Source organism: Xanthobacter pollutisoli, assembly GCF_040044995.1.
GTDB lineage: Bacteria > Pseudomonadota > Alphaproteobacteria > Rhizobiales > Xanthobacteraceae > Xanthobacter.
In genome coordinates, this window is record NZ_JBDZDP010000012.1 from 102,866 (window position 1) to 129,320 (window position 26,455).

26 protein-coding genes and 1 pseudogene are annotated in these 26,455 nt (G+C 66.8%); 13 read left to right on the forward strand and 14 right to left on the reverse strand.

Translation table 11 applies throughout. From position 1 onward, the window contains the following. Window positions 1-154: 154 nt before the first annotated feature. Window positions 155-1,075 carry a LysR family transcriptional regulator gene (locus ABLE93_RS19685; RefSeq protein ID WP_348841540.1) on the reverse strand — a complete coding sequence of 307 codons (921 nt, stop codon included), beginning with the start codon at window positions 1,073-1,075 and terminating at the stop codon, window positions 155-157. Window positions 1,076-1,200: 125 nt separating this feature from the next. Here ABLE93_RS19685 and ABLE93_RS19690 point away from each other — a divergent pair, with 125 nt between their 5' ends. Then, the gene (locus tag ABLE93_RS19690; RefSeq protein WP_348841541.1) at window positions 1,201-1,938 is read left to right on the forward strand and encodes an SDR family oxidoreductase; all 738 of its coding nucleotides are present in this window, start codon (window positions 1,201-1,203) and stop codon (window positions 1,936-1,938) included. Between the two features lie 75 nt (window positions 1,939-2,013). Here the strand turns inward: ABLE93_RS19690 and ABLE93_RS19695 are convergent, their stop codons facing one another. Then, window positions 2,014-2,895, reverse strand: a complete 882-nt coding sequence (locus tag ABLE93_RS19695; protein WP_348841542.1) for a LysR substrate-binding domain-containing protein — start codon at window positions 2,893-2,895, stop codon at window positions 2,014-2,016. A gap of 177 nt (window positions 2,896-3,072) precedes the next feature. On the opposite strand from ABLE93_RS19695, the gene ABLE93_RS19700 reads away from it, so the two are divergent. The 8 genes from ABLE93_RS19700 to ABLE93_RS19735 all read left to right on the forward strand — a co-directional run bounded on the left by ABLE93_RS19700 (window position 3,073) and on the right by ABLE93_RS19735 (window position 10,179). After that, a complete protein-coding gene (locus ABLE93_RS19700) occupies window positions 3,073-3,843 on the forward strand; it encodes an ABC transporter ATP-binding protein (protein WP_348841543.1) in 771 nt (256 codons plus the stop codon). Continuing rightward, the gene (locus tag ABLE93_RS19705) at window positions 3,840-4,598 is read left to right on the forward strand and encodes an ABC transporter ATP-binding protein (RefSeq protein ID WP_348841544.1); all 759 of its coding nucleotides are present in this window, start codon (window positions 3,840-3,842) and stop codon (window positions 4,596-4,598) included. The genes ABLE93_RS19700 and ABLE93_RS19705 overlap by 4 nt, the downstream gene beginning before the upstream one ends. 3 nt (window positions 4,599-4,601) lie before the next feature. Then, window positions 4,602-5,465 carry a branched-chain amino acid ABC transporter permease gene (locus tag ABLE93_RS19710; protein WP_348841545.1) on the forward strand — a complete coding sequence of 288 codons (864 nt, stop codon included), beginning with the start codon at window positions 4,602-4,604 and terminating at the stop codon, window positions 5,463-5,465. Between the two features lie 10 nt (window positions 5,466-5,475). After that, window positions 5,476-6,396 (forward strand): branched-chain amino acid ABC transporter permease, encoded by a 921-nt coding sequence (locus ABLE93_RS19715; RefSeq protein WP_348841546.1) that lies wholly within the window; start codon window positions 5,476-5,478, stop codon window positions 6,394-6,396. Continuing rightward, window positions 6,396-6,977, forward strand: coding sequence for a carboxymuconolactone decarboxylase family protein (locus ABLE93_RS19720; protein WP_348841547.1), 582 nt, complete (start codon window positions 6,396-6,398; stop codon window positions 6,975-6,977). Before ABLE93_RS19715 ends, ABLE93_RS19720 begins: the two co-directional genes overlap by 1 nt. Then, window positions 6,974-8,200, forward strand: coding sequence for an ABC transporter substrate-binding protein (locus ABLE93_RS19725; RefSeq protein WP_348841548.1), 1,227 nt, complete (start codon window positions 6,974-6,976; stop codon window positions 8,198-8,200). The genes ABLE93_RS19720 and ABLE93_RS19725 overlap by 4 nt, the downstream gene beginning before the upstream one ends. A gap of 141 nt (window positions 8,201-8,341) precedes the next feature. Then, a complete protein-coding gene (locus ABLE93_RS19730) occupies window positions 8,342-9,661 on the forward strand; it encodes an LLM class flavin-dependent oxidoreductase (protein WP_348841549.1) in 1,320 nt (439 codons plus the stop codon). Next, entirely contained in the window at window positions 9,661-10,179 is a 519-nt protein-coding gene (locus ABLE93_RS19735) for a flavin reductase family protein (RefSeq protein WP_348841550.1), read from the forward strand. The genes ABLE93_RS19730 and ABLE93_RS19735 overlap by 1 nt, the downstream gene beginning before the upstream one ends. 22 nt (window positions 10,180-10,201) lie before the next feature. On the opposite strand, the gene ABLE93_RS19740 is transcribed toward ABLE93_RS19735, so the two are convergent. From ABLE93_RS19740 to ABLE93_RS19770, 7 genes are all read right to left on the reverse strand, one after another. Next, window positions 10,202-11,446, reverse strand: coding sequence for a M20/M25/M40 family metallo-hydrolase (locus ABLE93_RS19740; RefSeq protein ID WP_348841551.1), 1,245 nt, complete (start codon window positions 11,444-11,446; stop codon window positions 10,202-10,204). Window positions 11,447-11,543: 97 nt separating this feature from the next. Next, entirely contained in the window at window positions 11,544-12,488 is a 945-nt protein-coding gene (locus ABLE93_RS19745; RefSeq protein WP_348841552.1) for a 2-hydroxyacid dehydrogenase, read from the reverse strand. A 95-nt stretch (window positions 12,489-12,583) separates the two neighbouring features. Then, entirely contained in the window at window positions 12,584-13,669 is a 1,086-nt protein-coding gene (locus tag ABLE93_RS19750) for an FAD-dependent monooxygenase (protein WP_348841553.1), read from the reverse strand. An 89-nt stretch (window positions 13,670-13,758) separates the two neighbouring features. Next, window positions 13,759-14,655, reverse strand: a complete 897-nt coding sequence (locus tag ABLE93_RS19755; protein ID WP_348841554.1) for a polysaccharide deacetylase family protein — start codon at window positions 14,653-14,655, stop codon at window positions 13,759-13,761. 114 nt (window positions 14,656-14,769) lie between these two features. After that, the gene (locus tag ABLE93_RS19760; protein WP_348841555.1) at window positions 14,770-15,636 is read right to left on the reverse strand and encodes a substrate-binding periplasmic protein; all 867 of its coding nucleotides are present in this window, start codon (window positions 15,634-15,636) and stop codon (window positions 14,770-14,772) included. 36 nt (window positions 15,637-15,672) lie between these two features. Further along, window positions 15,673-16,440, reverse strand: a complete 768-nt coding sequence (locus ABLE93_RS19765; RefSeq protein ID WP_348841556.1) for an amino acid ABC transporter ATP-binding protein — start codon at window positions 16,438-16,440, stop codon at window positions 15,673-15,675. Further along, complete coding sequence (locus ABLE93_RS19770) at window positions 16,437-17,102, reverse strand: amino acid ABC transporter permease (protein ID WP_348841557.1); 666 nt, start codon at window positions 17,100-17,102, stop codon at window positions 16,437-16,439. Before ABLE93_RS19770 ends, ABLE93_RS19765 begins: the two co-directional genes overlap by 4 nt. Window positions 17,103-17,714: 612 nt before the next feature. Here ABLE93_RS19770 and ABLE93_RS19775 point away from each other — a divergent pair. Both ABLE93_RS19775 and ABLE93_RS19780 read left to right on the forward strand, forming a co-directional pair. After that, the gene (locus tag ABLE93_RS19775) at window positions 17,715-18,458 is read left to right on the forward strand and encodes a GntR family transcriptional regulator (RefSeq protein ID WP_348841558.1); all 744 of its coding nucleotides are present in this window, start codon (window positions 17,715-17,717) and stop codon (window positions 18,456-18,458) included. 60 nt (window positions 18,459-18,518) lie between these two features. Beyond that, window positions 18,519-19,115 carry a flavin reductase family protein gene (locus tag ABLE93_RS19780; protein WP_348841559.1) on the forward strand — a complete coding sequence of 199 codons (597 nt, stop codon included), beginning with the start codon at window positions 18,519-18,521 and terminating at the stop codon, window positions 19,113-19,115. Between the two features lie 147 nt (window positions 19,116-19,262). Here ABLE93_RS19780 and ABLE93_RS19785 read toward each other — a convergent pair whose 3' ends face one another. From ABLE93_RS19785 to ABLE93_RS19805, 5 genes and pseudogenes are all read right to left on the reverse strand, one after another. Then, window positions 19,263-20,111, reverse strand: coding sequence for an NAD(P)-dependent oxidoreductase (locus ABLE93_RS19785; RefSeq protein ID WP_348841560.1), 849 nt, complete (start codon window positions 20,109-20,111; stop codon window positions 19,263-19,265). Window positions 20,112-20,261: 150 nt separating this feature from the next. Continuing rightward, window positions 20,262-21,277 (reverse strand): annotated as a pseudogene (locus tag ABLE93_RS19790) (LLM class flavin-dependent oxidoreductase). Between the two features lie 149 nt (window positions 21,278-21,426). Continuing rightward, window positions 21,427-23,043: an FAD-dependent oxidoreductase gene (locus ABLE93_RS19795; protein ID WP_348841561.1), complete on the reverse strand. Its 1,617-nt coding sequence runs from the start codon at window positions 23,041-23,043 to the stop codon at window positions 21,427-21,429. Between the two features lie 320 nt (window positions 23,044-23,363). Then, the gene (locus tag ABLE93_RS19800; protein ID WP_348841562.1) at window positions 23,364-23,510 is read right to left on the reverse strand and encodes a hypothetical protein; all 147 of its coding nucleotides are present in this window, start codon (window positions 23,508-23,510) and stop codon (window positions 23,364-23,366) included. Window positions 23,511-23,631: 121 nt separating this feature from the next. Beyond that, entirely contained in the window at window positions 23,632-24,522 is an 891-nt protein-coding gene (locus tag ABLE93_RS19805; protein WP_348841563.1) for a LysR family transcriptional regulator, read from the reverse strand. Window positions 24,523-24,620: 98 nt separating this feature from the next. On the opposite strand from ABLE93_RS19805, the gene ABLE93_RS19810 reads away from it, so the two are divergent. Beyond that, window positions 24,621-25,679 (forward strand): aldo/keto reductase, encoded by a 1,059-nt coding sequence (locus ABLE93_RS19810; RefSeq protein WP_348841564.1) that lies wholly within the window; start codon window positions 24,621-24,623, stop codon window positions 25,677-25,679. 42 nt (window positions 25,680-25,721) lie between these two features. Beyond that, on the forward strand, window positions 25,722-26,273 hold the full coding sequence (locus ABLE93_RS19815; protein ID WP_348841565.1) for a nuclear transport factor 2 family protein: 552 nt from the start codon (window positions 25,722-25,724) through the stop codon (window positions 26,271-26,273). Window positions 26,274-26,455: the final 182 nt, after the last annotated feature.

Consider the following 26,455-nt stretch of genomic DNA (forward strand, 5'->3'; position numbering starts at 1 on the left):
GGCGTATCGGATCGGACGCCGCTCCGCAAGAGGGAGCGCGCGAGATCGCGCGAAGGCGGGCAGCCCGCATTTGGCGAACGCACTTTCTGTATGGAGATCGCTCGTCCTTGGCGTCAGCGCCGCGCGCCCCGCCCGACCCGTCAGGCTCGGGTTTTCAGGATACCCGCCACGAGAGGTCCGAGACCGCTTCCCGCGTGCTGAACTGACGGGTCGCCCAGTCAATGAACAGGTGGACGCGCGGCGAAAGCTGCCTGCTCGTCGGGTAGAGTACCGACACCGGGACGGCCAGTGGCGGGAAGTCGGCGAGCACCTGGATGAGCGTCCCTGCCAGAAGATCCCGCTCGATGTGGAAGACCGGCATCTGTGCCAGTCCCAGACCCAGGAGCACCCCGTCGCGATAGCTCTCGGTCCCGGTCACGGAGAACGGGGAGGGAATGTCCATGCGCCGGGTCTGACCCTCGCAGCTGAATTCGAACGGCGTCAGGCTTCCCGTGGTAAGCGAGCGGATGCCGACGGCTCGATGGCGGACCATGTCGTCCGGATGCGCGGGCACACCGTATCGCTCAAGGTAGGACGGCGCAGCGCAGGTGATCCGCCGCAGCATCGCCACCGTCCTTGCGACCAGATCGCTGTCGGGCAGCGCGCCGTAGCGCAGCACGCAATCCACACCCTCGCGCACCACGTCCACCCACCGGTCGCTCTCGCTCATGGCGATTTCGATGTCGGGATAGCGCGCGAAGAACGCGGGCAGTGCCGGGAGAAGGAAATGCCGCGCGAGCGTCCCTTGCACCTCCACCCGCATCAGGCCGCGCGGACTGGCGCCGCGGAATGCGCCGTCGGCAGTCTCGACATCGTCGAGGATGGCCTTGCATCGCTGATAATAGGCTTCGCCGTCCAGAGTGGGCCTGACGGAACGGGTCGTGCGCTGCAGCAGCCGCGCGCCCAATCGGTCCTCAAGCTGCTGGATGACCTGGGTCGCCGTCGAACGGGGAATGCCGAGGTCCTGCGCCGCCTGCGTGAAGCTCCGGCGCTCAACCACCCGCGTGTAAAGCCGCATTGCGTCGAAGCGGTCCATGGCCAGCCTTCGGCTATTGTTCGCCTGATCCGAACAGTGATGTTGAATGACGAAGGATTATCCGGAGGTCAAGGGCGGGCATCCTAGCGGTGCGCTTGAAGGCGCGGCCAGCAAGGAGACCCATCATGACAGAGACCAGGAAAGTCGCGCTTGTAACCGGCGCATCCCGAGGCATCGGGGCCGCGACTGCCCGCCGCCTCGCCAAGGACGGCTTCACCGTCGTCATCAACTATGCCGGCAGCGTCGCCGATGCGGAAAAGCTGGCGGCGGCCATCGAGGAGTCGGGTGGAAAGGCGCTGACGGCGAGGGCCGACGTCAGCGACCCGAAGGCCGTCGCCCGCATGTGGGACGCGGCAGAGGCGGCGTTTGGCGGCGTCGACGTGCTGGTAAACAACGCCGGCATCATGAAGCTGGCGAAGATCGCCGACGGCGATGACGCGCTGATCGACAGCCAGATCGCCATCAATCTGAAGGGCAGCCTCTACACCATGCGCGAGGCCGCCAATCGCCTCCGCGACGGCGGCCGGATCATCAACTTCTCGACCAGCGTGGTTGGCCTCAAGCTTGAAACCTACGGCGTCTACGCCGCGACCAAGGCCGCCATCGAATTGCTGACCGGCATCCTCTCCAAGGAGCTGCGCGGCCGGAACATCACCGTCAACGCCGTGGCCCCGGGGCCGACCGCCACCGCCCTGTTCCTCGACGGCAAGTCGCCGGAGCTCATCGAGCGCATGTCGAAGATGAACCCGCTGGAGCGGCTCGGCACGCCTGACGACATCGCCAGCGCGGTCGCCTTCCTGGCGGGCCCGGACGGCGGCTGGATCAACGGTCAGGTGTTGCGCGCCAACGGCGGCATGGTCTGACCGATCCCCACTCCATCTTCCTAGCACGCGGCCCGTCAACAATTGCAGGTCGTGCCGGCGACCGCGTGATCTGGGTCACTCCCGCTCTGAAACGGAGCGGCGAATATGGGCCGCAAGGTGGTCCGCTGCCGACGACCCGCCGGGGTGGCGCTCCCACAGGATCAGATCCACGCTCTCGAGCGCCGGCAGACCTTCGGCGCTGCCGATCGGGACAAGCCCCGGCGTGCGCACCGACCGGGCAAGGACGCACACTGCGGAATCGGCGAGCGCCATGGACTGCAGCCCGGCAATGCTTTCCGAAATGCAGGCGATGCGCCAGCGCCGGCCGATGCGGTCGAGCGCCGCCAGCGCATAATCGCGATAGAGGTTGCCGTCCGGCAGCATGGCGAGTGGAATGGGATCGGCAAGGTGGGCGCTCCCACCCTCGGCACCCAGCCAGATCAGCGGCTCGGGCCGCAGCAGCGTGCCGGTTCCCACACGCGGCGAGACGCCGGGCATGCGGGTGGCGATGGCGATGTCGAGCAGGCCTTCGCTCATGTCCTGCGCCAATTGCCGCGACAGCGCGCAGCGCACCGTAACCTCCACGCCGGGATAGGTGCTGCGGAAGCGCGCCAGCGTCTCCGGAAGCAGGAACGCGGCGTAGAGGTCCGGGCAGCCGAGGGTGACCCGGCCCGCGACGTCGTCGGCGGAAAGCCGCAGCCGGGCCTCTTCATCGAGGCGCAGCATGGTGCGGGCATGGGGCAGCAGCATTTCGCCGTGGCGGGACAGCTTGAGGTGCCGCAGGTCCGGCTCGAACAGGGGAAAACCGGCGGCCGCTTCCAGCCGGCGGATCTGCAAGCTGACCGCGGGCTGGGTGCGGTTCAGCCGCCGCGCGACGCGGGTGACGCTCTTCTCCTCCACCAGAAGGACGAAGGTGCGCAGCAGGGCGATCTCCAGCGAGCGCGACATGCGGATCATTAAAAATACTTTTGGAAGTGCAAAGCAATATAAATTTGATTTGAGCGAATTGCATCGATCTAATCTACGTGCGGTCGCAATTGACTGCCCGAGAACTGCTCAATATCTGCGATTTTGATGCACATCAAAAAGGCGCTTGCGCATCAGTAAGGCACCGCCCTCTGCCGTGGAGACGACGTGAACCCGAGCCCTTTCCTTCAGATCAGCGGGCTGACCCGGCGCTATGGCGGGGTTGCCGCCCTTGACGGCGTCACCCTCGGTCTCGCCCGCGGCGAGGTCACGGGCCTCATCGGCCCCAACGGCGCAGGCAAGACGACGCTGCTCAATGCGCTCACCGGGCTGGCGCGGCCGGAGGGCGGCACGGTGCTCCTGGAGGGGGAAGATGTCACGGGCCTGCCGGCGCATGTGATGGCGGGCAAAGGTGTGGTGCGCTCGTTCCAGATCGTGCGCGAACTCTCGAGCCTTACGGTCTTCGAGACGCTCCTTGCCGCCCCGCCGGCGCAGACCGGCGAGACGGTTGCCGGCGCTTTGTTCGGCCGTGGGAGATGGTGGGCGCAGGAGCGCGCCAATGCAAAAGCCGCCCGTGATCTGCTGGAGCGCGTGGGCCTCGTGAAGCTCGCGGACCAGCCTTCCGCGATGCTGTCCGGCGGCCAGAAGAAGCTCCTCGAACTGGCGCGCGCGCTCCTGATGAAGCCCAGGCTGATCCTGCTCGACGAGCCGGGCGCAGGTGTCTCGCCGCCGCTGCGGCAAGAGATCGTGAGTCTGGTGAAGGAGCTGAAGGCGGAGGGCCTCTCCTTCGGCATCGTGGAGCATGACATGCACCTCGTGGAAGAGGTGTGTGACCAGGTCCACGTGCTCGCGCAAGGGCGGGTCCTCGTCTCCGGAACCTTTGCCGAAGCCACCGCCGACCCGCGGGTGGTCTCCGCCTATCTCGGGGTGGCAGCATGAACATGCCGGCCCGCGCACCAGACGCCGAGGCATTGTCCCTCGCCCTTTCCGTCTCCGGTCTGCGGGCCGGCTACGGCAGGGGCGGCGACATCGTGTGCGGCATCGACCTGTCGCAGAAGGCCGAGAGCATTGTCGCCGTCATCGGCCCCAATGGCTCCGGCAAGTCGTCCTTCATCAAGACGATCGCGGGCCTCGTGCCCACCCGCGCCGGAACGGTGGCGGTGACGGGGCGGGACATCACGGCGCTCTCGCCGGCGCGGCGGGTCGCGGCGGGGCTTTCCTACGTCCCGCAGGAATCCAATATCTTCGCCACCCTCACCATTGCGGAAAACCTGAAGCTCGCCACCGAATTTCTGCGCGGACGCGCCGGCGTGGGGCCGGAGCAGAGGGAGAGGGTGCTCGATCTCTTCCCCGAACTCCGGCAGAGGCCGCGGACGCTCGCCGGCAACCTTTCCGGCGGCCAGCGGCAGATGCTCGCCTTCGCCTGTGCGCTTCTGGCCAATCCCGAGGTGCTGCTGCTCGACGAACCATCGGCCGGCCTCTCGCCGAAGATCGTCGGCGAGACCATGGAGGCGGTGGTCCGCGTGCGCGAGGCGGGCGTGACCGTGCTGCTGGTGGAGCAGAACGTCGCCGCCGCTCTCGCCATCGCCGACGAGGTGGTCGTGCTGGTCGCCGGCAGGCTGACTTTTCGTGCCGCCGCCGCGGACATCCGCCAGGCGGACCTCGCCGGCCTCTTCTTCGGAAAGGCGGCTTGAGCCATGGCCCTGCAGCTTTTCCTCAATGGCCTCGTCACGGGCCTGCTTCTGGCCTTGCCGGCCCTCGCGCTCACGCTGGTGTTCGGCATCCTGCGTTTCGCCAATTTCGCGGTCGGCGCCCTTCTCACCCTCGGCGCCTATGCCGCCTACACCGCGAACGTGGTGCTCGGCTTGCCGCTGCCGCTCGCCGCCGCGGTGGCCGCGGCGAGCGTGGCGCTCGCCTCGCTCATCGCCGATGCCTTGGTGTTCGAGCGGCTTCGCACGCGCGGGTCCATCACGCTTCTGGTCGCCTCCATGGGGGTTTCGCTGGTCCTGGAGAACATCTGCCGCTTCATCTTCGGCAATTCGGCAAGAAGCTTCGATCTCGCGGTGGCGCGGCCGATCCGCTGGAACGGGCTGCGCATCAACCATGAGCAGATCATCACCGCCGGTGTGGTACTGATCGCGCTCGTGCTGCTGCACCTGGTCATCACCGCGTCCCCGCTGGGCCGGGCCATGCGGGCGGTGGCGGACAACGCCTCCCTCGCCGCCGTGCGTGGGGTGGAGCGGCGCACCATCGCGCGCATCACCTTCGCGCTGACCGGCGCCCTCATCGGGCTCGCCGGGGTACTGGCGGGGCTCGATCGCTCCATCGATCCGCTCATGGGCTGGAACTACCAGATCCCCATCTTCGCGGCTGCCATCCTGGGCGGCCTCGGCAATCCGATGGGGGCGGTGGCGGGCGCGCTGCTCATCGGCGTGGCGGAAGAGATGTCCGCCCTTATCCTGCCCGTCTCCTTCCGGCAGATCGTCAGTTTCGGCGTCATCCTGCTGCTCCTCCTCTTCCGCGCCAATGGCCTGTTCGGGGCCAAGGCCATCCGAAAGTGAGGGGCGCGCGATGATCTCCTACCTCGTCACCGTCATCATCTTCGTGTCCATCGCCGCGCTCGTGGGCCTTGCCCTCAATCTGCAATGGGGCCTTGCGGGACTGGTCAATTTCGGGGTTGCCGGGTTCGTCGCGCTGGGCGCCTATACCCTTGCGATCAGCGCGCCTCATGTGGGCTGGTTGGCCGGCTTGCTGCTCGCGGCCGCCCTGTGCGCCGGCCTCTCGATGCTGCTGTCGCTGCTCACCATACGGCTGGAGGAAAACTACCTCGCCATCGTCACCATCGGGTTCGCGGAGGTGGTCCGCATCCTGCTGCTCAATCTCGGCGACCTGACCGGCGGGGCGCTCGGCATCGCCAATATTCCACGCCCCTTCGCCAGCCTGACGCCGGCGGGATGGGGCGATGCGGTAATCCTCATCTTCGCGCTGGGGCTCGTGCTGATCGTCTTCGCCTTCAGCGAGGCGCTGGTCCGCTCGCCCTTCGGCCGCGCGCTGCGTGCGGTGCGCGACGATGCGACGGCCGCAGCGGCGCTGGGCAAGCCGGTGCTGGCGTTGCGGGTGCGTGCCTTTGCCATCGGCGGGGCGATCATGGGCATGGCGGGCGCGTTGCACGCCTTCTTCCTCACCTATATCGACCCGAGCCAGTTCACGCCCATCATCACCGCCTATGCCTTCATGGCGGTCATCGCCGGCGGGCGCGGCTCCAACCTCGGCCTCGTGCTGGGCGCCGGGTCCATCATGCTGATCCTGGAGGCCACGCGCTTCCTGAAGGATCTGGTTCCCGGCATCGATGGCGCGCAGCTCTCCGCGCTCCGCCTCGGGCTGATCGGGATCGGCATCGTCCTCCTGCTCATCCTGCGGCCGGAGGGCCTCGTCGCCGAGCCCAAGCGCCGCTTCGCCGATTTCTTCCCGCCCGAAAGCGAGAAAGTCTGATGCCCCGCGTTTCCCCCCTGTCGTCGGCCGACCTGCCCGCAGCCGTGGCGGAGACTTTCTCGGCATTCGCCGGCGGCTATTCCGACTTCCGCGACCAGGCCGCGGTTCTCGCTCACGTGCCGCCCGCCCTCGATCACCTCTACCGGATGCTGATGGAGTTGCGCGCGCGGGAAGGGGTTCCCTTCCGCTATATCGAACTGGCGGTCGTCACCGTCTCCAAGCTCAACGCCTGCCCCTATTGCGTCTCGCACCACACACCCCTGCTGGAGGTGGAGGGCGTGCCGACCGAGGCGGTCGCCGTACTGCCCGAGAGCGACCACCCTGCCTTCGACGATGCCGACCGTGCGGTGATCGACTACGCGCGCCTCGTCACGGTGCGCGCCTGGGGCATCCGGGATCAGGTGTTCGACGCCCTGCGCCGTCACTTCACCGAAGCGCAGATCGTCGAGCTGACGCTGCGCTCCGCGCTTGCCGGCTTCTTCAACCGCTTCAACGACGCGTTGCAGATCGATGACGGCGCCGCGGAGGCGTTGCTCCACCTTCATCCCCGATCCGACACAGCAGCAGGAGAACAGCCGTGACGCGCAGTCTGCCCCTCACCCGCCGGCACGTGATCGCCGGCCTCGCCTCGCTACCCGCCGCCGCCGCGTTCGGGCGGACGGCAGCCGCCCAGGCGGCGGAGATCCCCATCGGCATGGTGCTGCCCTTCTCCGGCGCGACCGGCCCATACGGCCCGGACATGAAGAAGGCCGCGGAAATGGTGGTCAAGAAGGTGAACGACGCGGGCGGCCTGCTCGGCGGTCGTCCGCTGAAGCTCTTCATCGAGGATTCCGAGACCAACCCGACGATCGGCGTCACCGGCACGAAGAAGCTGCTCGAAGTGAACAAGGTCGAGCTCGTGGGCGGCTTCTGGGGCAGCCCGATCGCGCTCGCCGCCAAACCCATTATCCTGGCCGCCGACAAGGTGCAGATGGTGTCGTGCGCAGCCAATGCGGTGACCGAGGGCGACACCAAGGGCCTCGTCTTCCGCTTCCAGGCCAAGAGCACCTCCTGGGGGCCCGCGGGCGCCAAGGTCATGGAGAAGATCGGCGCCAAGACGGCCGTCGTGCTGGCCCAGCAGAACCCCTTCGTGGTGGCCATGATCGAGCCGTTCAAGGCGGAATTGGCCAAGCTCGGCAGCAAGGTCACGGATGTGGTCATGTACAATCCCGACCAGCCCTCCTACCGCTCGGAGGTGGAGAAGGCCTTTGGCAGCGAGCCAGACGCGGTGTTCTGCCTGTCGCTGCTGACGGACTTCGTTTCCATCGCCAAGGAAGCCTATCGCGGCGGCTTCAAATCCAAGATCGTCGCGCTTTCCATCGGCGCCGATGCCGAGGGCAAGTTCCTCCAGGCCGTGGGGCCGGAGGTGGCGAACGGCATCTACCATCTGCAGCCCGCCCCGCCGCTCGACGCGCCGGCCTACAAGAAGTTCGTGAAGGAGATGGGCGCTGCGCCGGGCACGGTCTTCCTGTTCGCCGGCAACGCCCACGACCAGATCTGCGCCACGGCCCTTGCCATGGAGCATGCCAAATCCTCCGAGGCGAAGGTGTGGGCGAAGTCGGTGTTCGAGGTCTGCAATCCGCCCGGCGAGGAGGTGGACGACGTGGTGAAGGGCCTCGAACTCATCCGCGCCGGCAAGAAGATCAAGTTCGTTGGTGCCGGCGCCACCTGCGATTTCGACGCCCGCGGCGACCAGATCAACCGGTCCTTCTTGGTCCAGGAGATCAAGGGCGGAAAGAACGTGACCATCGGCGTCATCACCTGACGCCTGCGGTGAGCCCGTCATCCCGCGGCTCCGCCGGGGGATGACCTTCAGGTCCGAACATCAAGTTGCTCATCAGCACGCGCGGGACCTCCGGCGCGTGAAGCGGATAGCCGTGCCCCATCGGGACAGGGAGGATCAACCATGCCAAAACCCATGCATCTGTGCGGCTTCCTGATCGCCGGCCCGGTGGTTCACAGTCACGCCATCTGGCGCAATCCGGCCCATGAGACGCCGTTTCTCAGTCTTGACCACTACGTGCGCATTGCCCGGCTCCTGGAGCAGGGCTGCTTCGACTTCCTCTTCTTTGCCGACCGCCTCGCCATCGCCGACCGGTATGGCGACAGCCATGCCGCCGGCATTGCGCGGGGCGACCAGGATGCGACCCGCATGGACCCCATGCCCATCCTCGGCGCCATGGCGGCGGTGACACGCCACATCGGTCTCGGGGCCACGCGCTCCACCACCTATGACGCGCCCTACAACATCGCCCGCGAGTTCGCGACGCTCGACCACATCTCCGGCGGCCGGGCGGCGTGGAATGTGGTCACCTCCATGAACGACGGGGAGGCGCTGAACTTCGGCTCCGTGCCGCATCTCGCCCATGATGCGCGCTACGACCGGGCCGACGAGTTCATGGAACTGGCCTTCAACCTCTGGGACAGCTGGGACGCCGACGCCCTTGTTCTGGACCGGGCGGCCGGCATCTATGCCGATCCCGCCAAGGTGCATTACGTGAACCATCAAGGCTCCTGGTTCCAGTCCCGCGGCCCGCTCAACATCCCCCGCAGCCCGCAGGGGCGGCCGGTGATCGTGCAGGCGGGTTCCTCCGGGCGCGGCAAGGCGTTCGCGGCGCGCTGGTCGGACGTGATCTTCGCGCTCCAGCCCAATATGGAGCGGATGCATGCCTTCAAGGCCGATGTCGTAGGGGCGCTGAAAGCCGCCGGGCGGCCGCCCGACGCCAGCAAGGTTCTCATGGCCATCATGCCCTTCATCGGCGCCACCCGGGCCGAGGCGGAGGAGAAGCAGGCCCTGCACGATTCCCTCGCCGATCCGGTCGCCGGCCTCTCGACGCTGGCGGCCCACGCGAACACCGATTTCTCCAGCCTGCCGATGGATGCCACGGTCAAGGAGATCGCCGCCTCCGGCAGCCAGGGGAATCTTGCGGCCTTGCGCAGCATCACGCCGGACGGCGGCATGACCATTGCCGAAGCCGGCGGCGTCTATGCGCGCGGTGTCATGTGCCCGCGTGCGGTGGGCACGGCTGACGATGTGGCCGACCAGCTCATCGCCATCATCGACAGCGGCGCGGCGGATGGTTTTGTCGTTTCGCCGGCCTTCCTGCCTGACACGTTCGAGGATTTCGTGGGCCAGGTCGTGCCGCTTCTGCAAGCGCGAGGCTATCTGCGGCGCGGGTATGAAGGGGGCCACCTGCGCGACCTGCTGACCGAGGGGGTGCGCTGATGCAACCCTCACGTTCCGTGGCCACTCCGCCTGTGGATGCGGCCGAATTCAAGGCCGCCATGCGCGGGCTCGCTGCCAGCGTCACCGTCATCACCTCGCGCCGCGGCGACCAGCTCAACGGCATGACGGCCACGGCAGTGTGCAGCGTCAGCACGGCGCCGCCGCAGATCCTTGCCGTGGTGAACCGCGAGTCCACCTCCCACGGCCTGATCGCCGACAGCGGCGCCTTCGCCGTGAACATTCTGGCCGCGCATCAGCAGGAGCTGGCGGGCCGCTTCGCCCGCCAGCTCGCGCAGCCGTTCGACGGCATCGCGCACGCGTGGGGCGAGACCGGCTGCCCCCTCCTCGCCGAGGCGGTGGCCGTGCTGGAGTGCCGGCTGCGCGAGCGCCATCATGCCGGCACGCATACCATCTTCGTGGGCGAAGTGATCGGCGTGCGCCGTCGCAGCGCCGAGCCGCTGCTCTATTTTGATGGCGGCTATCGGCGCCTGGCGGCAGACGACGGCGCCCTGCCGTGACAGGCGGGCGCCGGCAGGGTCCTCACTTGGTGAGATAATCGAATGCCGACAGGAGGTGGCACTTCACGACGTGGATGAACTCCTCCACCGGCACATGCTCGTCGACGCTGCCCATGCCGCGCGGCGCCGGGCCGTAGACGATGGCGGGAAGCCCCTTGTAGCGCCACAGCCGTGCGTCCGTCGCGCCGAGGCTGATGATCGGCGCCGGATCGACGCCCGAGAGCCGCTTCGCGTTCTGCCGCACGTGATCGATCATCTCGGTATCGGGCGAGGTCCAAGCCGGCTCCTCGGACAGGATGACCTTGTAGGTCACGCCTGCATGGCGCGCGACGATCTCGTCCACCAGAGGGAGGATGTCCTTCGCCGTGAGGCCGTTGGGCACCCGGATGTCCACCTGCACACGGCATTCGGCCGCCACCATGTTGACCTTGACGCCCCCGGCGACCAGCCCGGGATTGACCGTGACCTTGCGGACGATGCCCGCTGCCCCGGCGCCGTATTCGCCATCGATCACCGAAGCGGCGGAGGTGATGGCGGATTCGAGGTTGCCGAGGTCCGGCACGGCGGTGTCGGTGAGCTTGCCGAGATCGGAAATGAGCGCGCTGGCGATGACTGTCGCACTGGGGCTCATGTGGGTATAGGCGCCGTGCGCGCCCGGGGTGCGGATGAGGAACTCCAGCCAGAGCGGCCCCTTCTCGCCGAAGCGCACGGTGCTGACGCCGCTTGGCTCGCCGTTGAGGCAGCAGTCACCGAAGACCTCGGGGCGATGCTCGGCCAGATAGCGCGCGCCCCACGGGCCGAAGGTCTCCTCGTCCGAAACCACCACCAGCGTGAGGCGCCCCTTGAGCTGCTCGCGAATGCGGTGAAGGTAGGCATAGGTGAAGATGGAGGCGGTGGTGCCGCACTTCATGTCGGCCGAGCCGCGCCCGTAGATCTTGCCGTCCACCAGCGCGCCGCCCCACGGGTCCTGGCTCCAGGTGCTTTCGTCCTCCACCGGGAAGACGTCCATGTGGCCGTTGAGGGCCAGATGACGCCCTTCGCCGCCGCCCTCAAAGGAGGACAGGATGTTGGGCATGATCGCATTGGGCGCGACCACTTCGTAGGGCAGGCCCTTGGAGTCGAGGAAGTCGCGCACGAACTGCGCCGCTTCCAGCGTGTCGCCGGGCGGATTGGGAGTGCGGCAGCGCACGAAGTCCTGCACGAAGCGGATGAGAACGTCGCGGTCGGCGTCAACCCACGCTTCGAGATCCTGCTTGGTCACGGTCATGGTCGATCTCCGGATGTGCTGTCGTTGAGCGAGCGGCCTGCCCCATGCCGCGGATAAGTGGGCGCCGGCTGACTGGCGGGCGTGAAGCGCGCGCTCATCAGTAGCCGGCCGAAGGGTCGACGAGGTGCAGCGGGCGCTCGCCGGAGACGGCGCGGCGGACGTTCTCGACCACCTGCTCGATCGCCGTGTCCGGGTCCGTCGCGCTCGAATTGTGCGGGGTGACGGTGATCCGTCGATGGGTCCAGAACGGATGGTCGGCCGGCAGCGGCTCCTGTCGGAACACATCCAGCACGGCATGGCGCAGCCGCCCGTCGTCGAGGGCGGCGAGAAGGGCATCATCCTCGATCAGACCGCCGCGCCCCACATTGATGAGCGCAGCGCCGGCGCGCAGGTCGTCGAAGAAGCGTGAATCGACGAGACCCTGGGTTTGCGCGGTAAGCGGCAGCAGAAGCACGAGCACATCACACGCGTTCCGGAACGCGGCGAGCCCGTCCGCGCCGGCATAGGTCTCGAAGGGGAGGTCCGCCTTGCGTGTCCTGCTCCAGCCGATCACCCGGAAGCCCATGGCGCGGAGTGTTGTCGCGCACGCAAGGCCCAGATGCCCGAGGCCGAGGATGCCCACGCAGGTGCGCGCTGGCGGGGCAGGGGCGATGAACTCCCACCGCCGTTCGTCCTGCGCCCGCACCGTCTCGTCCATCCTTCGGTGCAGCGCGAGGGCGTGCAGCAGCACGTACTCGCTCATCCGGGCCGTCAGCCCCGGGTCGACGAGGCGCGCGATGGGCACATGCCTCGGCAGAAAGGGATCGGTAAAGACGTGGTCGACACCGGCGCCGATCACCTGGATCAGTTTCAGGCGCGCGAGCGGCGCGAGCATGCCGGGCGGATGCTTCCAGACCACGGCGGCGGCCACATCCTCTGGTGCGATGCCCTCCAGGTTTGTGCGCACCTCGAAGTCGGGCAAGGCACGCCGGATCGCATCCGGCCAGCGCGGGTCGCTCGCCGCGCTGTGGAAGAGAATGACGTGGGGCTCGGGCCGGGGCATGTCAGTCGCCATGGGCAGGATGGAAGCGATCCGCGCCTCTCACGGCGGTCGGGCGGCAGGTGCGGCCTGCGGTCCTTGGCGCGGGGACGGCGCGCTCAGGCGACATGCGCCTCGATCTCCTCCTCGTAGCGGATGGCCACTGGGCTCACGTTGTGGCGGCCGAGGAAGCTGCCTTTCTGCGAGCATTTCACCACGTAGTTGGCGGCCGGGCGGCGCTCGGCCTCATAGGCGGCCAGGGCCTCGTCGACATCGCTGCTGCGCGCGAAGGCATTGCGCAGCGCCAGGGCGTCGATGAACGTCTGGCTCGCGCCCTGTGCCATGTCCGGCATCATGGGGTGGGCGGCGTCGCCGAGCAGGGTGATGCGGCCGTGGGTCCATTTGAAAGGCAGGCCGTCCACGTCGAACAGAGGGCTCTCGACGATGGTCTCGCGCGGGGTGATGCCCAGGGTTCGCGGGATGTGGGTCTTCGTCCAGCCGCTGAAGAAGGCGATGAAGTCGTCCAGGGTCTTGGCGCCTGAGACCGATCCGAACCAATAGGCCTTGCCGTTTCCGATGGGGATGACGGACAGCCAGCCGCCCGAGGTGTAGAAGCCGGTCTGCGCCGCCGGATCGACGTCCACGTCCTTCAGATCGACCACCGCGCGCCAGCGAAAGGCGTGGTGCTCGTTGGGTCGGAACTGGACCCCGCCGACGAGCTTCTCGCGAATGACCGAATAGATCCCGTCGGCGCCGATGATGAGGTCGCCTTCGTAGCTCTCGCCATTGGTGAAATGGCAGACAGCGCGGTCGCCTTTGTCCTCGATCGAGAGCACCTCATGGCCGTACTTGATCCTGTCCTTGCCGAACGCTTCGGCAAGCATCGTGCTGAGCGCGAGGCGATAGACTCCGACCGAGGGGGCGCCGTAGGTCTGCGGCCAGTTGCTCGTGTCCTTGCTGAACAGCTGCTCGCCGTCGGCACCGAAGCCGACATAGCGGTCGAGCTTCACAGCGATGGCGTCATAGTGTTCGCGCAGACCGAGCCCGTAGATGGCGCGCCCCGCATTGGGCCAGAGATTGAGACCGGCGCCGGTGGCGCGCAGCGTGGGCGACTTCTCGAACACCTCCACCTCGAAGCCGAGGGACGCCAAACCGATGGCGGCCGAAACGCCGCCCAGTCCGCCGCCGCAAATCCCAACGCGCATCACAATCATCCTTCGTCTATTGCCTTCCCGGCCGATCCTGCGCGCGACGCGCGCGGCCGGGCTGTTCTTCGGGTGATTCCGGAGGGCCGCTACTTTCTGCTCCAGGCATCGGCCACGGCTTCGTGATAGGGGATCTTCTCTCTTGCGGGCGTGTACTGGCCGCTCGCGGTCATTTCATTGACGTGCGCGGCGATCTCTTCGAGCGTCGCGAACCAGACGCCGCCCTTGTCCAGCATGTATTGGATCATCTTCTCCATGTAGACCGCCCGGGAGAGGCGGCCCATGACGAAGGGGTGCCAAACCGCGATCCACAGGCCGCCGTATTGCCAGGCGGCTTCGAACTCCGCCATGAAGACATCCATGGCCCGCTGGGGAGAATTGACCTGGATGTGGTAGTTGAGGTCGCTGTTGATGGTGAACTGCGGCCAGTCGTCGAGAGCCCAATGGGTCGGCAGCTCGATCAGGCTGCCCCGGTCGCTTTCGACGACATAGGGCACGTCGTCCCCCATGAGGGAGGAATCGTAGGCGAACCCCTCGCGCGTCAGGTAGTTCAGCGTATTCTTCGAGAAGCGGTAGCTCGGCGCGCGGAAGCCGCGGGGGCGCATGCCGGTGACCTTCTCCAGGGCCTCCAGGCTGCGCATGAACCAATAGTCTTCCATCTCGGCGGACAGGGTGTCGAGCCGCTCGTGCAGATAGCCATGGGCGCCCACCTCATGGCCGCCGTCGATCATCTGGCGCACCGTGTCGGGATAGTGCTCCGCCGTCCAGCCCGGCACGAAGAAGGTCTGCCGCAGGCCGTACTGCTTGTAGATCTTGAGGATGCGCGGCACGCCCACGAGATCGTAGCGCAGCAGCGAGGCGGTGCCGATCAGCGTGTCGGCGGTGTGCCGGTGCGCATAATGCAGCAGGCAGTCGGTATCCATGTCGAAAGTAATGGCCACTGCGCATCGGGCGCCATTCGGCCATTTCACCGGGTTTTCGATCATGACATTTGTCCAGTTGCGGGACGACAAGCCGTGAGACGTGCGAAGCGCGTCTTCGCACGTCGGGGAGCGGTGGAAGGGCCGGGTCTGAGGGTGCGCAGGTCCGGCCCGCGTCACTTACTTCGCCGCCGGCGCCGGAGCTTCCGTGACGGTGCCGAAGGGCGTGAGGCCGGGCCGGTCGTAGAAGCGCCCGGTCATGCCGTAGGTATTGGCCATGCGCTCCCAGCGGCCGGTCAAAAGCATGAAGTCGATGGCCGTGTTCATGAAGTTGAGCAGGTCCTGGTTGCCGCGCTTCACGGTCCAGGCGATGGGGAGCAGATTGTAGGGGTTGTCTTGGAACAGGTCGGTCACGCCGGGCTGCTGGGAGGCATAGCGGCGGGCCTGCCAGGCGTCCTCGATACCGACGTCGGCGCGGCCGGCGGACACCTCCATGAAGGGCGCGGTGAGATTGCCGGTGCCCAGCGCCACCACGGTGGCGTTCGGGAAGTTTTCCTTGACGTATTCCTGCGCCGCGCCGCCCTGCACGACCGCGATCTTCAGGCCGTCCTTGTTGAAGTCCGAGAGGGCCTTGAAGCGCTCGTCGCCCTTCTTCACGATGGCGCTGTAGCCGAGATAATGGATGGGCTTGGTGAACTCCACCGCGGCGGCGCGCTGGATGGTGGCGAATGTGCCGGCCATGGACAGGTCGAACTGACCGGACTGCAGGCCGGCGGCGAAGTTCGCCCAGGTGGTCTCCACGAACACCGGCTCGACGCCGATGGTCTTGAAGATGTAGCGCACGCCGTCGACGTAATAGCCCTTCACCTCGCCCGAGGCGGGGTCCTTGATGGTGCCGGGCGGGGAGGGGATGTAGCCGATCTTGATGGACTTATCCTTGAGGATGCGGTCCATGACCTGTGCCGCGGCGGTCTGCACGTTGGCGGCGACGATGCAGGCGGCCATCAGGCTCGCGGCGAGGAGCGGGTGGCGCAAATACTTCTTCATAAGGAGGTCCTTTCTCGACTGTCTAGGTGCAGCTGGTCAGCGCAGAACGCGTTGCAGGAACTCGGCGGTTCGGGGATGGGAGGGCGCGGTGAAGATCTTCTGCGGCGTGTCGATCTCGATGCGATTGCCGTTGTCCATCATCATCACGCGGTCGGCGACGTCGCGCGCGAAGCCCATCTCGTGGGTCACGACGACCATGGTCATGCCCTCGGCGGCAAGCGCGCGCATCACGTCCAGCACTTCGCCGACCAGTTCGGGATCGAGCGCCGAGGTCGGCTCGTCGAACAGCATCACCTCGGGGTTCATGGCGAGCGCGCGGGCGATGGCGGCGCGCTGCTGCTGGCCGCCCGAAAGGGTCTCGGGATAGACGTCGATCTTGGACGAGAGGCCCACGCGATCGAGCAGCACCTTCGCCTGGGCGACGGCCTCGTCGCGGGGACGGCGCTGGACGATGGTCGGGCCCTCGATGACGTTGTCCAGCACGCTCATGTGCGGGAACAGGTTGAAGTTCTGAAACACCATGCCCATCCGCGCGCGGATCTTCGCGATGTGCTCCGGTTTCTGCTTGACGCGGGTGCCGTTGGGCTTCTGCCGATAGCCGACAAGTTCGTCGCCCAGCCAGATCTCGCCGTGGTCGTACTCCTCCAGAAAGTTCATGCAGCGCAGGAACGTGCTCTTGCCTGAGCCGCTCGGGCCGATTATGGCGAGGACTTCCCCCCGCGCGATCTCAAGGTCGATGCCCTTGAGGACGTGCAGCGGCCCGAAGGACTTCTGCACGTTGCTGGCTCGGATCAAGGCGGTCATTGACGGATCTGCCACCTCTGCTCGAGCCGCTGCGAGGCGTAGATGATGGGATAGATGAGGACGGCGAAGGCGAGGGCCAGCACCGTGTAGATCTCCAGCGGACGATAGGTGCTGTTGATGAGGTTGTTCGCCTCGTGGAGCAACTCGTAGACGGCCAGCGCCGAACCAAGCGTCGTCAGCTTGATGAGGGAGGCGAACTCATTGATGATCGGGGGGATCATCCGCCGCACGGCTTGCGGCAGGATGATCCTGCGCATGGACTGGGAATAGGTCATGCCGATGGCGCGCGCCGCGTCCCACTGGCCCTTGCTGATGGAATTGACGCCCGCCCGGAAGATCTCGGCAAAATAGGCTGCGGCGTGCAGGCCGAGGCCGATGGAGACCGAAACCGTATTGCTCATCTGCAGCCCGGTGAGGATGGGCAGCGCGTAGTAGATCCACACCAGCTGCACCAGCGCGGGCGTCGACCGGAACAGCTCGATGAAGGTTGCCGCGGGCAGGCGCAGGAGGCGGAGCTGGCTGCGGCGCATGAGGCCGAGCGCCATTCCGAGGGTTAGCCCGATCAGCGTCGCCCAAAACGTGATCTGCGCGGTCATGATCGCGCCGCGCACGAACACGGCCCGATAATCCCAAACGACCTGGAAGTGCCAAGTGTAGTCCATAAGTTGCGGATCTCTCCCCTGGCGCCACCGCATGTTGCACTCGGCGTGCTGCATGCTGCATGCAGGATTGATGTCAGCAAGCGACGTGCCATGTGGCGGCATGCTGCGCGGGGCGGGCATCCGCGCGGCGGCGGGGCGGTCTCAGGCCGGGGCGACAGAGCCGGGCAGGGCCAATTTGCCCATTGTCCCGGCATGAGGTGCTGCTCGGTTAATCAGCAACGCGCAGGCGAGGGCGGTGGCCTCCATTGGCGAGGCGGCGCCCCGGGGGGCGACCTTGACGGGCGCGGAGCGGCGCACCTATTGTCGAAGATTGCATGCTGCATGCTGAATGCAGCGATCACCCCGGTATGTCGGTTTCGATGCCTCGAGGGCTGCTTGTTCCGGCCGGTACAGCGTCGCGGACGCGCGCTTGAACCTTCCGCCCCCGTAGGGCAAATCCGGCTCTTCCATCCCGCTCCGGCGGGGGAGCACCGGGCACTCGCAGCGGGCACTCGCAGCCGGCACTCGCAGCTGGCACTCGCAGCCGACACTTGCGGGCCGGGGCAGATTGCACGACGACGGGCGTTCCATATGACGCTCCGTCGGGATGGCTTTTGGCAAGGGGGTTCGGGCATGCGCAATGCCGCTGCGAAGACGACAAGCACCGGGCGCCGCAAGGACGCCGCGCCGATGCGGGCCGCCGAGGTGACGGAGGTGGCCTCCCCCGGCAAGGCCCTGAAGCCGGCGGCGGTCATGCGCTCCGAGCGCGTCGCCGATCAGGTCTATCGTCACCTGCGCAGGGCGATCATTTCCGGAGAGATCGCGGCCGGCGCAAGGCTCAGGGAGGTGGAGATCGCCCAGGCGCTGGGCGTGAGCCGCACGCCCGTGCGCGAGGCCATATCACGCCTCATCGGCGACCTTCTGGTGCGCGAGCACGAGACGACCGGGGTCGAGGTCGTGGACCTTGCGGGCGACATGATGGACATCCATCACATCCGCGAAGCGCTGGAGCTGTGCGCCGCGCGCCTTGCGGCGAAGCGCATCAGCGACGCGCAGCTTCAATCCCTCGAGGATCTCGTCAAGAGCGGCCAGAAGGCGTCGGCCGCCGAACGCGTCCGTATCAACCACCAGTTCCATCTCACCATCGTGCAGGCCTCGGGCTCGCCGAGGCTGATCGAGATGCTCACCAGCTTCAACGAATATTTCCTGCACCCCAATCGGGTGACGCGCACCGAGAAGAAGCTGGTGGATCAGGCCCTCAAGGATCACCAGCAGATCGTCGACGCATTGCGCGCCCGCTCGCCGGACCGGACCGAGCGCATTCTGCGCCGCCACCTCAAGCTCGGGCTGATGCAGCTGACCGACGGCTTCGGCTGATCGCCCAATGGATGCGTCTGCGCGGCTTCGGCTTTTGGTGATGCGGTCTGGGTGCGTTCTATGGTGAAGATCTATTCCGGCGATCTGGACAATGCGAGCGCCTATAAACTGCTGACCGGCGTCGTCGTTCCCCGCCCCATTGCCTGGATCTCGACGCAGTCGCGCGCCGGCATCTCGAATATCGCGCCATTCAGCTGCTTCACCTTCGTCTCCTCGGATCCGCCGATGATCGGCTTCAACTGCGGGCTGCGGAACGGGGTGCGCAAGGACACTGCGCGCAATATCGTCGAGACAGGCGAATTCGTCGTCAACATCGTGGACGATGCCCTGCTGCAACAGGTGCATCAGTCGGCCGCCGACTACAGCGCCGAAATCAGCGAGCTGGATGTGCTGGGCATGGCATGCGCGCCGAGCGAAACCATCGCCGTGCCGCGCGTGCTGGCCTCTCCGGTCAATCTCGAATGCACCCTGGAACGCATCGTCCCCTTCGGCCGGGCCGGCGCCGAATTCATCGTCGGCGAGATCCGCGTGTTTCACGTCCGCGAGGGATTGATGGTGGATGGCAAGATCGAAACCGCCGCGTTGCGGCCCCTGGGTCGGCTGGGCGGCCCGCTCTATGGCAAGCTGGGCGAGGTGGTGCGCGTCGAGCCCGTCTGAATGGGGCCTGTCAGTCCTTGTTCCGGCTGCCCAGCGCCTGCCGAACCGGGTGTCGATTGCCCTGACCCCCGGGGCGGCCCCTGGCGCACGCGACGGGCCAATCCCGCCCGGGGGGGCGCCCGGCGCGAAATCCGCGGACCCCGCCGTTCAGCCCTGATCCATGGTGAAGCGGGCCATGGCCGACCAATCGAGATCGCCCCAGCCGGCATCCACCGTCTCGCGCATCCGCCCGTGCACGGCATCGAGCATGGGCAGCGTGCGTCCCAGCGCGCCGGCGGCTTCCTTCGCAAGGCGCAGGTCCTTGAGGCCCAGGGTGGCCTTGAAGCCGGGCTGGTAATTCTCTTGGGCGATGTTCGCCGAATAGACCTGATAGGAGCGGCTGCCGAAGAGCGTGCCGAGGATCAGCTCGAAGAAGCGGTCCCTGGACACGCCGTTTCCCTCGGTCAGCACCACAGCCTCCGCCATGGCCTCGATCGCCATGGTGATCATCATGTTGCAGGCGATCTTGGCGGCGTTCGCCGCTGTCGCCTCGGGACCGATCATCCAGATCCGCCCGCCGATGATCTCCAGCAGCGGCTGCGCGCGGGCGATGGCATCGGGATCGCCGCCGGCGAGGATGTTGAGCTCGCCCTTCGCGGCGACGTCGGGCCGGCCCAGCACCGGGGCCGACACGTAGCCGACCCCCGCCTCGGCATGGTGGCGGACCAGTTCCTCGGCGAATGCCACCGAGATGGTGGACGAGACGACATGCACGAGGCCGGGACGCGCAGCACCCAGCAGGTTGGGCGCGAGCACCACGGAGCGGATGGCCTCATCGTCGGAGAGCATCGTCAGGACCGCGTCCGCATCGAAGGCCTCTGCCGGCGTCGCGACCATGGACACGCCCTCGACCGCGCCGCCGGAGCGGTTCCAGGCCCGCACCTCGTGGCCGGCCAGAGCGAGATTGCGGGCCATGGCGCGTCCCATGGCCCCAAGGCCGATGAATCCGATCTGCATGAGCACTTCCTTTCGCGAGGTGCGCGAAGTTCAAAGCGGTCGACCGCGCCGCTGCAGGTCCGGGCCTCTCCGATCCTGGCCCCATTCGCGGTGCACTGGCTTCCTCATGGTGCCCGCAGCTGAGGCGCGGGTGGCGATCGATACCCGGGTTCAGCGCCAGCCCAGGGCCGGCGCGACCCGCGTGAGGAGGGATTCCATGAGGTGCGCGTTGTAGGCGACGCCCAGTTGGTTGGGGACCGCCAGCAGCAGCGTGTCCGCCTCGGCGATCGCCTGATCTTCCCGCAGCTCCTCGATCAGCTGCTCGGGCTCGGCGGCGTAGGAGCGGCCGAACACGGCCCGGAAGTTGTCGATAAGGCCGATCTGATCGCTGCTGGCGCTTCGTCCGAAGAATGCACGATCGCGATCGTTCACCAGCGGAAAAATGGAGCGCGACACCGAGATGCGCGGATCGCGCGCATGTCCCGCCTCGCGCCACGCCTGCCGAAATGCCTGAATCTGCTTCGCCTGCTGGATGTGAAGCGGCTCGCCCGTCTCGTCGACCTTGAGCGTCGAACTCTGCAGATTCATGCCCATCTGCGCCGCCCATACGGCAGTGGCGTTGGAGGCCGAACCCCACCAGATGCGATCGCGCAGGCCGGGCGAGTGGGGCTCGAGCCGAAGCAGGCCTGGCGGATTGGGGAACATCGGCCGTGGGTTGGGCGCGGCAAAGCCCTCGCCCTTCAGCAGTTCGAGAAAGACCTCGGCATGCTTGCGGCCCATGTCCGCGTCGCTCTGCCCTTCGCCGGGCGAAAAGCCGAAATAGCGCCAGCCCTCCATCACCTGTTCGGGGGATCCACGGCTGATCTCGAGCTGCAGCCGGCCTCCGCTGATGATGTCAGCCGCGCCCGCGTCCTCGACCATGTAGAACGGATTCTCGTAGCGCATGTCGATGACGCCGGTGCCGATCTCGATGCGCTTGGTCTTGGCGCCGATTGCCGACAGCAGGGGAAAGGGCGAGGCGAGCTGCTGCGCGAATGATGCACGCGAAAATACGCACCGTCCGCGCCGAGCTCCTCTGCCGCGACAGCAAGGTCAATGGACTGGAGCAGCACATCGCTCGCGGAGTTCGTGAGCGACTGCAGCGACTTCGACCAATGCCCGAACGACAGGAAACCGATCTTCTTCATGCGTCCCGATCCCAAATGAGCGCTTCGCCCACATCCGCGGCGAGAGCGGCCGGCCCCATGGGCTTAGCCGACGGCGAGGCAGGATGCCAGCCGGACGCGCTCCCGGCCTCCGGCTGCCCAGGGCGCGGCCGGAGGCGATCGCCGTGGCGCTAGCCTCTCAGGTGGTCCCAGACCTTGGAGATCACCACCGAGCCTTCTCCGACCGAGGAGGCGACGCGCTTCACCGAGCCCGCGCGGACATCGCCCACGGCGAAGATCCCGGGCTGGGACGTGGCATAGGACGAACTTGCGCCGGCGGCCTCGCCGGTCATCACGAAGCCCTTCCCGTCAAGCTGGACAAGCCCCGACAGCCACCCCGTATTAGGGGCGGCCCCGACCATGATGAACAATGCGCAGACCGGGAGGTGGCGGCTCGTGCCATCAACGGCGTTGCGGATCGTCACGCCGTCGAGCTTTTCGGCCCCGTGCAACTCGGTCACCTCGGCTCCGTATTCGATGGTGATCGCGGGGTCGGCCTCCAGCCGGCTGGAGAGATAGCTCGACATGGACGCGGCGAGCGAGGAGCCGCGGACCAGCAGCCGGACGTGGCTTGCCGCGCGGCTGAGAAACATCGCCGCCTGCCCGGCGGAGTTGCCTCCGCCGATGACGACCGTCTCCGCATTCCGGCAATAGCGCGCCTCGTTTTCGGTCGCCGCATAATAGATGCCCGCACTTTCGAATGCGGCGAGCCGATCGATCGGCAGCCGGCGATACTGCACGCCGGTGGCGACCACGACCGCGCCGGCGACGACGCTGCGACCGTTGTCGAAGGTCGCGCAGAATCGTCCGTCCTCCAGCCGCTGCAATTTCACCACGCGCCTCGGCATGACGAAGCGGGTGCCGAACTTCATGGCCTGAACTTCTCCGCGCCAGACGAGATCCGCGCCGGAGATGCCGGTGGGAAAGCCCATGTAGTTCTCGATCCGGCTGGATGTCCCGGCCTGGCCGCCGATCGCCGTGTCCTCCACCACGAGGGCCGTCAGGCCTTCCGCACCGGCATAGACCGCGGCAGCGACGCCCGCCGGCCCGCCGCCGACGATCAGCACGTCGAAGGCCTCCTTTTCGGCAAGGTCGTAATTGACGCCCAGCAATCGCGCGACCTTCTCCGGCGTCGGGTCGTTCACCACGAGATCGCGGCCGAAGATGACGGCCGGGCGATCCGGAGCGACGGCGCAGCTTGTGGCCACGCGCTCGGCCTCCGGGGTGCCGACCGCATAGGAGGAGTAGGGCAACCGGTTCCGGCTTGCGAACTCGGCGACACGCCGCACCTCGCGGTCGAGATCCTCGCCGATCAGCACGAGCGCCCCGTCGCGCGCATCCAGTTGCCGGCGCCGCCGCGCCGCCAGCACCGTGATGATGATGTCCGACATCTCCGGGATCTGCGACATCAGCCGCAGCATCGCCTCTCTCGGCACTTCCAGGAGCTTCGTGTCGCAGACCGCCCGCATAGGCATCGACCAGGCGCCGCCGTTGAGAAACGAGATCTCGCCCATGAATTGGGTGGGCCCCAGGGTCGCGGCGACGTGGCGCCCGTCGGTGAACGGGTTCACAACCTCGATCTCGCCATCCTCGACATAGTGGAACCGGTCAACCGTGTCTCCCGGCTGCACGATGACCGTGCCTGCCTTGTAATGCGTGACGGTGCCCTCGGTGCGCATCGCTGCGACATGCGCCGCTGCCAGCGGCACGCGCTGCATTTCGTTCAGGTCCCGGCCGATCGTCTCCATGCAACAGCTCCGACAGCGTCAATGGCCACGCGGCACGAAACCTTGACCGGGCTCGTTCGGCGCGTGGAAAAAGGGGGTGCAACAGGATCCGGCCATGACGGGGCGGGGGCTCTCGTGGTCGCCGGAGGTTCGGCGCCGAGCGTCGCGTAAAAGCGCCGCGTGCGCAACGCGCGTTTGAACGCCCCCGGTATCTTAGCCCGTCATCCAGCTGCGCTGTGGTCGCTCAAGGCATCAATCGCCGCCCATGTTGTTCGCTGGGCGGACAGGACAGGGCGATGGCATCACCGCCATCGCCGTCGCGCCGGGATTGAGCCAAGGCTTCAGCGACCGCGGCGGAAGCCGTCGGGCGCAAGGCCGATCTCGGCGGCGGCACGGGCGAGGAATTCGAGGCAATGCTGGCCGGCCAGTCCACGCTCGGCCGCGTCGGCGAGCCGGATGATTTCGGCGGCCTGCTGTCGGACGATCATCGCCGGTCAACGTCGAGAACAGGTCGGCGGCGGATACATGATTTGTGAAACGTGCAATGCTCGACCACCTCTTCTTGACGGCAAGCGACATCGATCGTTTCGCCCCCGTCGATCCTTGGCGCTATCGCCACCGCTTCACGTGGTCCACCAGGGCCCGGAGCTTCGGGGCAAGATTCCGCCGATTGGGGAAATACAGGAAGAAGCCGGCAAAGGGCGGGCAATAGTCTTCGAGGAGTGGCACCAACTGGCCGGATCGGACATAGGGCCTGAAGGTCTCCTCCATGCCGAAGGTTATGCCTCCCCCGGCGCAGGCCGTGCGGATCATCAGCCACATGTCATTGGTGGTGATCTCAGGATTGACGGCGACGTCGTACTCGCGCCCTTCTTCGCCAAACTCCCAGCGGTAAGGCGCTGTCTGCGGTGCGGGACGCCAGCCGATGCAGCGATGCTGCGCCAGCTCAGACGGATGCGAGGGTTTGCCGAAGCGCTCGATATAGGCAGGTGCGGCAACCACGGTCTGGCGCTGCTCGCCCGACACGGGGATGGCGATCATGTCCTGGTCGATCACCTCGCCAAGCCGCACACCGGCATCATAGCCCTCCGCCACGATGTCGAATTCCTCATCCGTGACGGTCACGTCGAGCTGAACCGCCGGATAGGCGTCCGCGAAGCCGGCGAGCAGCGGTCCCGAAATGAAGCGCTCCGCGATCGAGGATACCGCCAGCCGCAATAGACCGCTCGGCGCCATGTGCCGATCCGCTGCGGCGTCTAGGGCAAAGCCGACCTCAGCGATCGCCGGCGCCACGCGCTGGAAAAGCTGCTCGCCGGCTTCGGTCAGGCTGACGCTTCGCGTCGTGCGCTGGACCAGCGCGACACCAAGGCGATCTTCGAGCCGACGGATGGCCTGGCTGACCGCCGGCCGCGTCACACCCAGATGCTCCGCAGCCGCACGGAAGCTTCGCATCTCCGCGACGGCCAGAAAGACGGAGATTCCCGCGAGATCTATAGCCATTAGTAATCCGAGATTACCAGCGTGGTCACGATTGGGCAAGTTGTCTGTTCTTCTGGTGGCCCCTAATTTTCGGTCAGTGAATTGAGGGTAGCCGACACATGACGCTCGCTGAGTACAGGTTGCTGGGCCGCGCGGGCTTGCGTGTTTCGCCGTTGAGCCTCGGCACCATGACGTTCGGATCGGACTGGGGCTGGGGCGCGGACAGCAACGAGGCGCGCCGCATCTTCGATCTTTACACCGATCAGGGCGGGAACTTCATCGACACCTCAGTGAACTACACCAACGGGGCGGCCGAACGCTTCCTCGGTGCGTTCATCGGCGACAGGCGGGAGCGGCTCGTCGTCGCGACGAAGTTCACGATGGCGCGCGAACCCGGCAATGCCAATTCGGGCGGCAACCACCGCCTCAACATGGTGCGCTCAATCGAGCAAAGCCTGAGGCAGCTCGCCACCGATCGGATCGATCTTCTCTACCTCCACGCATGGGACATGACGACCCGGCCGGATGAAGTGATGCGGGCCCTCGACGACCTCGTCCGGTCCGGCAAGATCCTCTATGTCGGCATCTGCAATACGCCCGCCTGGCGGATCGCCGAAATGCAGACGCTCGCCGAGTTGCGCGGATGGTCGCCCTTCGTCGCGCTCCAGATCGAATACAGCCTGGTGGAGCGCACCGTCGAGCATGAGCTCATGCCGATGGCTGCAGCAATGGGGCTCGGCGTGCTTGCGTGGTCGCCGCTGGGTGGCGGCGTGCTGGCCGGCAAATACACCAGGGCGGACGTCAAGGATTGCCGTGATGCCGAGGTGTCTGCCAACCGAAAGGGCGTCATCGCCTCCTCAGGCCATCTCACCGAACGCTCGATTGCGATCGCGCAGGAGGTCCGCTCTGTTGCTGAGGACATCGGATCGACGCCGTCCCAGATCGCGCTGGCATGGACGCTCGCGAACCCGGCGGTCGTATCGCCGATCATGGGGGCACGCACCCTCGCCCAGGCGGAGGAGAATCTGGGCGCGCTCGACGTGACGCTGTCGCCAGAACAACTCGATCGCCTGAACCGGGTCAGCGAACCCGATCCGATATTCCCGGCGCGCTTCGTAGAGCGCCCCTTGGTTCAGCAGCTCATCTTCGGCGGAGCTTCTGTGGCTCGCCGCATCTGAAAGACTTATTGCCCTCTGCATGCCAACGAAAGGAACGATCCCATGACCCTCTTTTCATTGCGCTCCCGCCTTGCAGGCGCTGGCCGCCGGCTGCTCATCGCCTCCGCATTCCTGGCCGCCATCGGGCCGGCGCATGCCGAGATCACGGGGTCTGACCCGGGCGCGGAGACCCACGACACTGCCATCGAAAGACGGAACAAGGCCATCGTCCACGATGCTTTCGAGAAATGGCGCGGAGGAACCTACGTCTTCGCCGGACTTCTCGCCCCCGGTGTCGTCTGGACGATCCACGGCTCTGGCCCGGTGGCGGGCACCTACCGCAGCCAAGACGACTTTGTCGAACGGGCTTCGCGCCCCCTGACAAGCCGCCTCGCCACCCCGGTCGTACCGGAGGTGCGCAGCATCTATGCCGTGGGGGACACGGTTCTCATCCGCTTCGACGGTTCGGCGACGACAACGTCGGGCGCTCCATATCGCAACCGCTTCCTCTGGATGTTCCGGATGAAGGACGGCTTGGTCATCGAGGCTGAGGCGTTTCTGGATCTCGTTGCCTACCAGCAGGTCGTCGAGAACAACGAGCCCCGCGCACAATAGCCGGAGGTCGCGCGGCCGCGCCACGGCCAGACTCGCGCCCCGCGCCCCGGTCAACCTGTCAATCGGCACGGAAACCTGACCCCCTATCGGCGCCGAATGTTGACCCCTGTCTGGGGCATTGACCCCACTGCCGCGGAGCGTTGGTTTGGCGCAGCGGCAGTGGGGTCAATGGTGGCGGAGGT

Excerpts from the sequence above, each read along its gene's own strand:
- ABLE93_RS19785 (WP_348841560.1), bottom strand. The coding sequence starts at position 20,111 with ATGCAGATCGGATTCATCGGCCTTGGGGCCATGGGACGCGCCATGGCC.
- ABLE93_RS19775 (WP_348841558.1), top strand. The coding sequence starts at position 17,715 with ATGCGCAATGCCGCTGCGAAGACGACAAGCACCGGGCGCCGCAAGGAC.
- ABLE93_RS19715 (WP_348841546.1), top strand. The coding sequence starts at position 5,476 with ATGATCTCCTACCTCGTCACCGTCATCATCTTCGTGTCCATCGCCGCG.
- ABLE93_RS19805 (WP_348841563.1), bottom strand. The coding sequence starts at position 24,522 with ATGGCTATAGATCTCGCGGGAATCTCCGTCTTTCTGGCCGTCGCGGAG.
- ABLE93_RS19750 (WP_348841553.1), bottom strand. The coding sequence starts at position 13,669 with ATGCGCGTTGGGATTTGCGGCGGCGGACTGGGCGGCGTTTCGGCCGCC.
- ABLE93_RS19730 (WP_348841549.1), top strand. The coding sequence starts at position 8,342 with ATGCCAAAACCCATGCATCTGTGCGGCTTCCTGATCGCCGGCCCGGTG.
- ABLE93_RS19780 (WP_348841559.1), top strand. The coding sequence starts at position 18,519 with ATGGTGAAGATCTATTCCGGCGATCTGGACAATGCGAGCGCCTATAAA.
- ABLE93_RS19740 (WP_348841551.1), bottom strand. The coding sequence starts at position 11,446 with ATGACCGTGACCAAGCAGGATCTCGAAGCGTGGGTTGACGCCGACCGC.
- ABLE93_RS19795 (WP_348841561.1), bottom strand. The coding sequence starts at position 23,043 with ATGGAGACGATCGGCCGGGACCTGAACGAAATGCAGCGCGTGCCGCTG.
- ABLE93_RS19735 (WP_348841550.1), top strand. The coding sequence starts at position 9,661 with ATGCAACCCTCACGTTCCGTGGCCACTCCGCCTGTGGATGCGGCCGAA.
- ABLE93_RS19745 (WP_348841552.1), bottom strand. The coding sequence starts at position 12,488 with ATGCCCCGGCCCGAGCCCCACGTCATTCTCTTCCACAGCGCGGCGAGC.
- ABLE93_RS19705 (WP_348841544.1), top strand. The coding sequence starts at position 3,840 with ATGAACATGCCGGCCCGCGCACCAGACGCCGAGGCATTGTCCCTCGCC.
- ABLE93_RS19755 (WP_348841554.1), bottom strand. The coding sequence starts at position 14,655 with ATGATCGAAAACCCGGTGAAATGGCCGAATGGCGCCCGATGCGCAGTG.
- ABLE93_RS19685 (WP_348841540.1), bottom strand. The coding sequence starts at position 1,075 with ATGGACCGCTTCGACGCAATGCGGCTTTACACGCGGGTGGTTGAGCGC.
- ABLE93_RS19810 (WP_348841564.1), top strand. The coding sequence starts at position 24,621 with ATGACGCTCGCTGAGTACAGGTTGCTGGGCCGCGCGGGCTTGCGTGTT.
- ABLE93_RS19760 (WP_348841555.1), bottom strand. The coding sequence starts at position 15,636 with ATGAAGAAGTATTTGCGCCACCCGCTCCTCGCCGCGAGCCTGATGGCC.
- ABLE93_RS19770 (WP_348841557.1), bottom strand. The coding sequence starts at position 17,102 with ATGGACTACACTTGGCACTTCCAGGTCGTTTGGGATTATCGGGCCGTG.
- ABLE93_RS19765 (WP_348841556.1), bottom strand. The coding sequence starts at position 16,440 with ATGACCGCCTTGATCCGAGCCAGCAACGTGCAGAAGTCCTTCGGGCCG.
- ABLE93_RS19710 (WP_348841545.1), top strand. The coding sequence starts at position 4,602 with ATGGCCCTGCAGCTTTTCCTCAATGGCCTCGTCACGGGCCTGCTTCTG.
- ABLE93_RS19695 (WP_348841542.1), bottom strand. The coding sequence starts at position 2,895 with ATGATCCGCATGTCGCGCTCGCTGGAGATCGCCCTGCTGCGCACCTTC.
- ABLE93_RS19815 (WP_348841565.1), top strand. The coding sequence starts at position 25,722 with ATGACCCTCTTTTCATTGCGCTCCCGCCTTGCAGGCGCTGGCCGCCGG.
- ABLE93_RS19690 (WP_348841541.1), top strand. The coding sequence starts at position 1,201 with ATGACAGAGACCAGGAAAGTCGCGCTTGTAACCGGCGCATCCCGAGGC.
- ABLE93_RS19800 (WP_348841562.1), bottom strand. The coding sequence starts at position 23,510 with ATGATCGTCCGACAGCAGGCCGCCGAAATCATCCGGCTCGCCGACGCG.
- ABLE93_RS19720 (WP_348841547.1), top strand. The coding sequence starts at position 6,396 with ATGCCCCGCGTTTCCCCCCTGTCGTCGGCCGACCTGCCCGCAGCCGTG.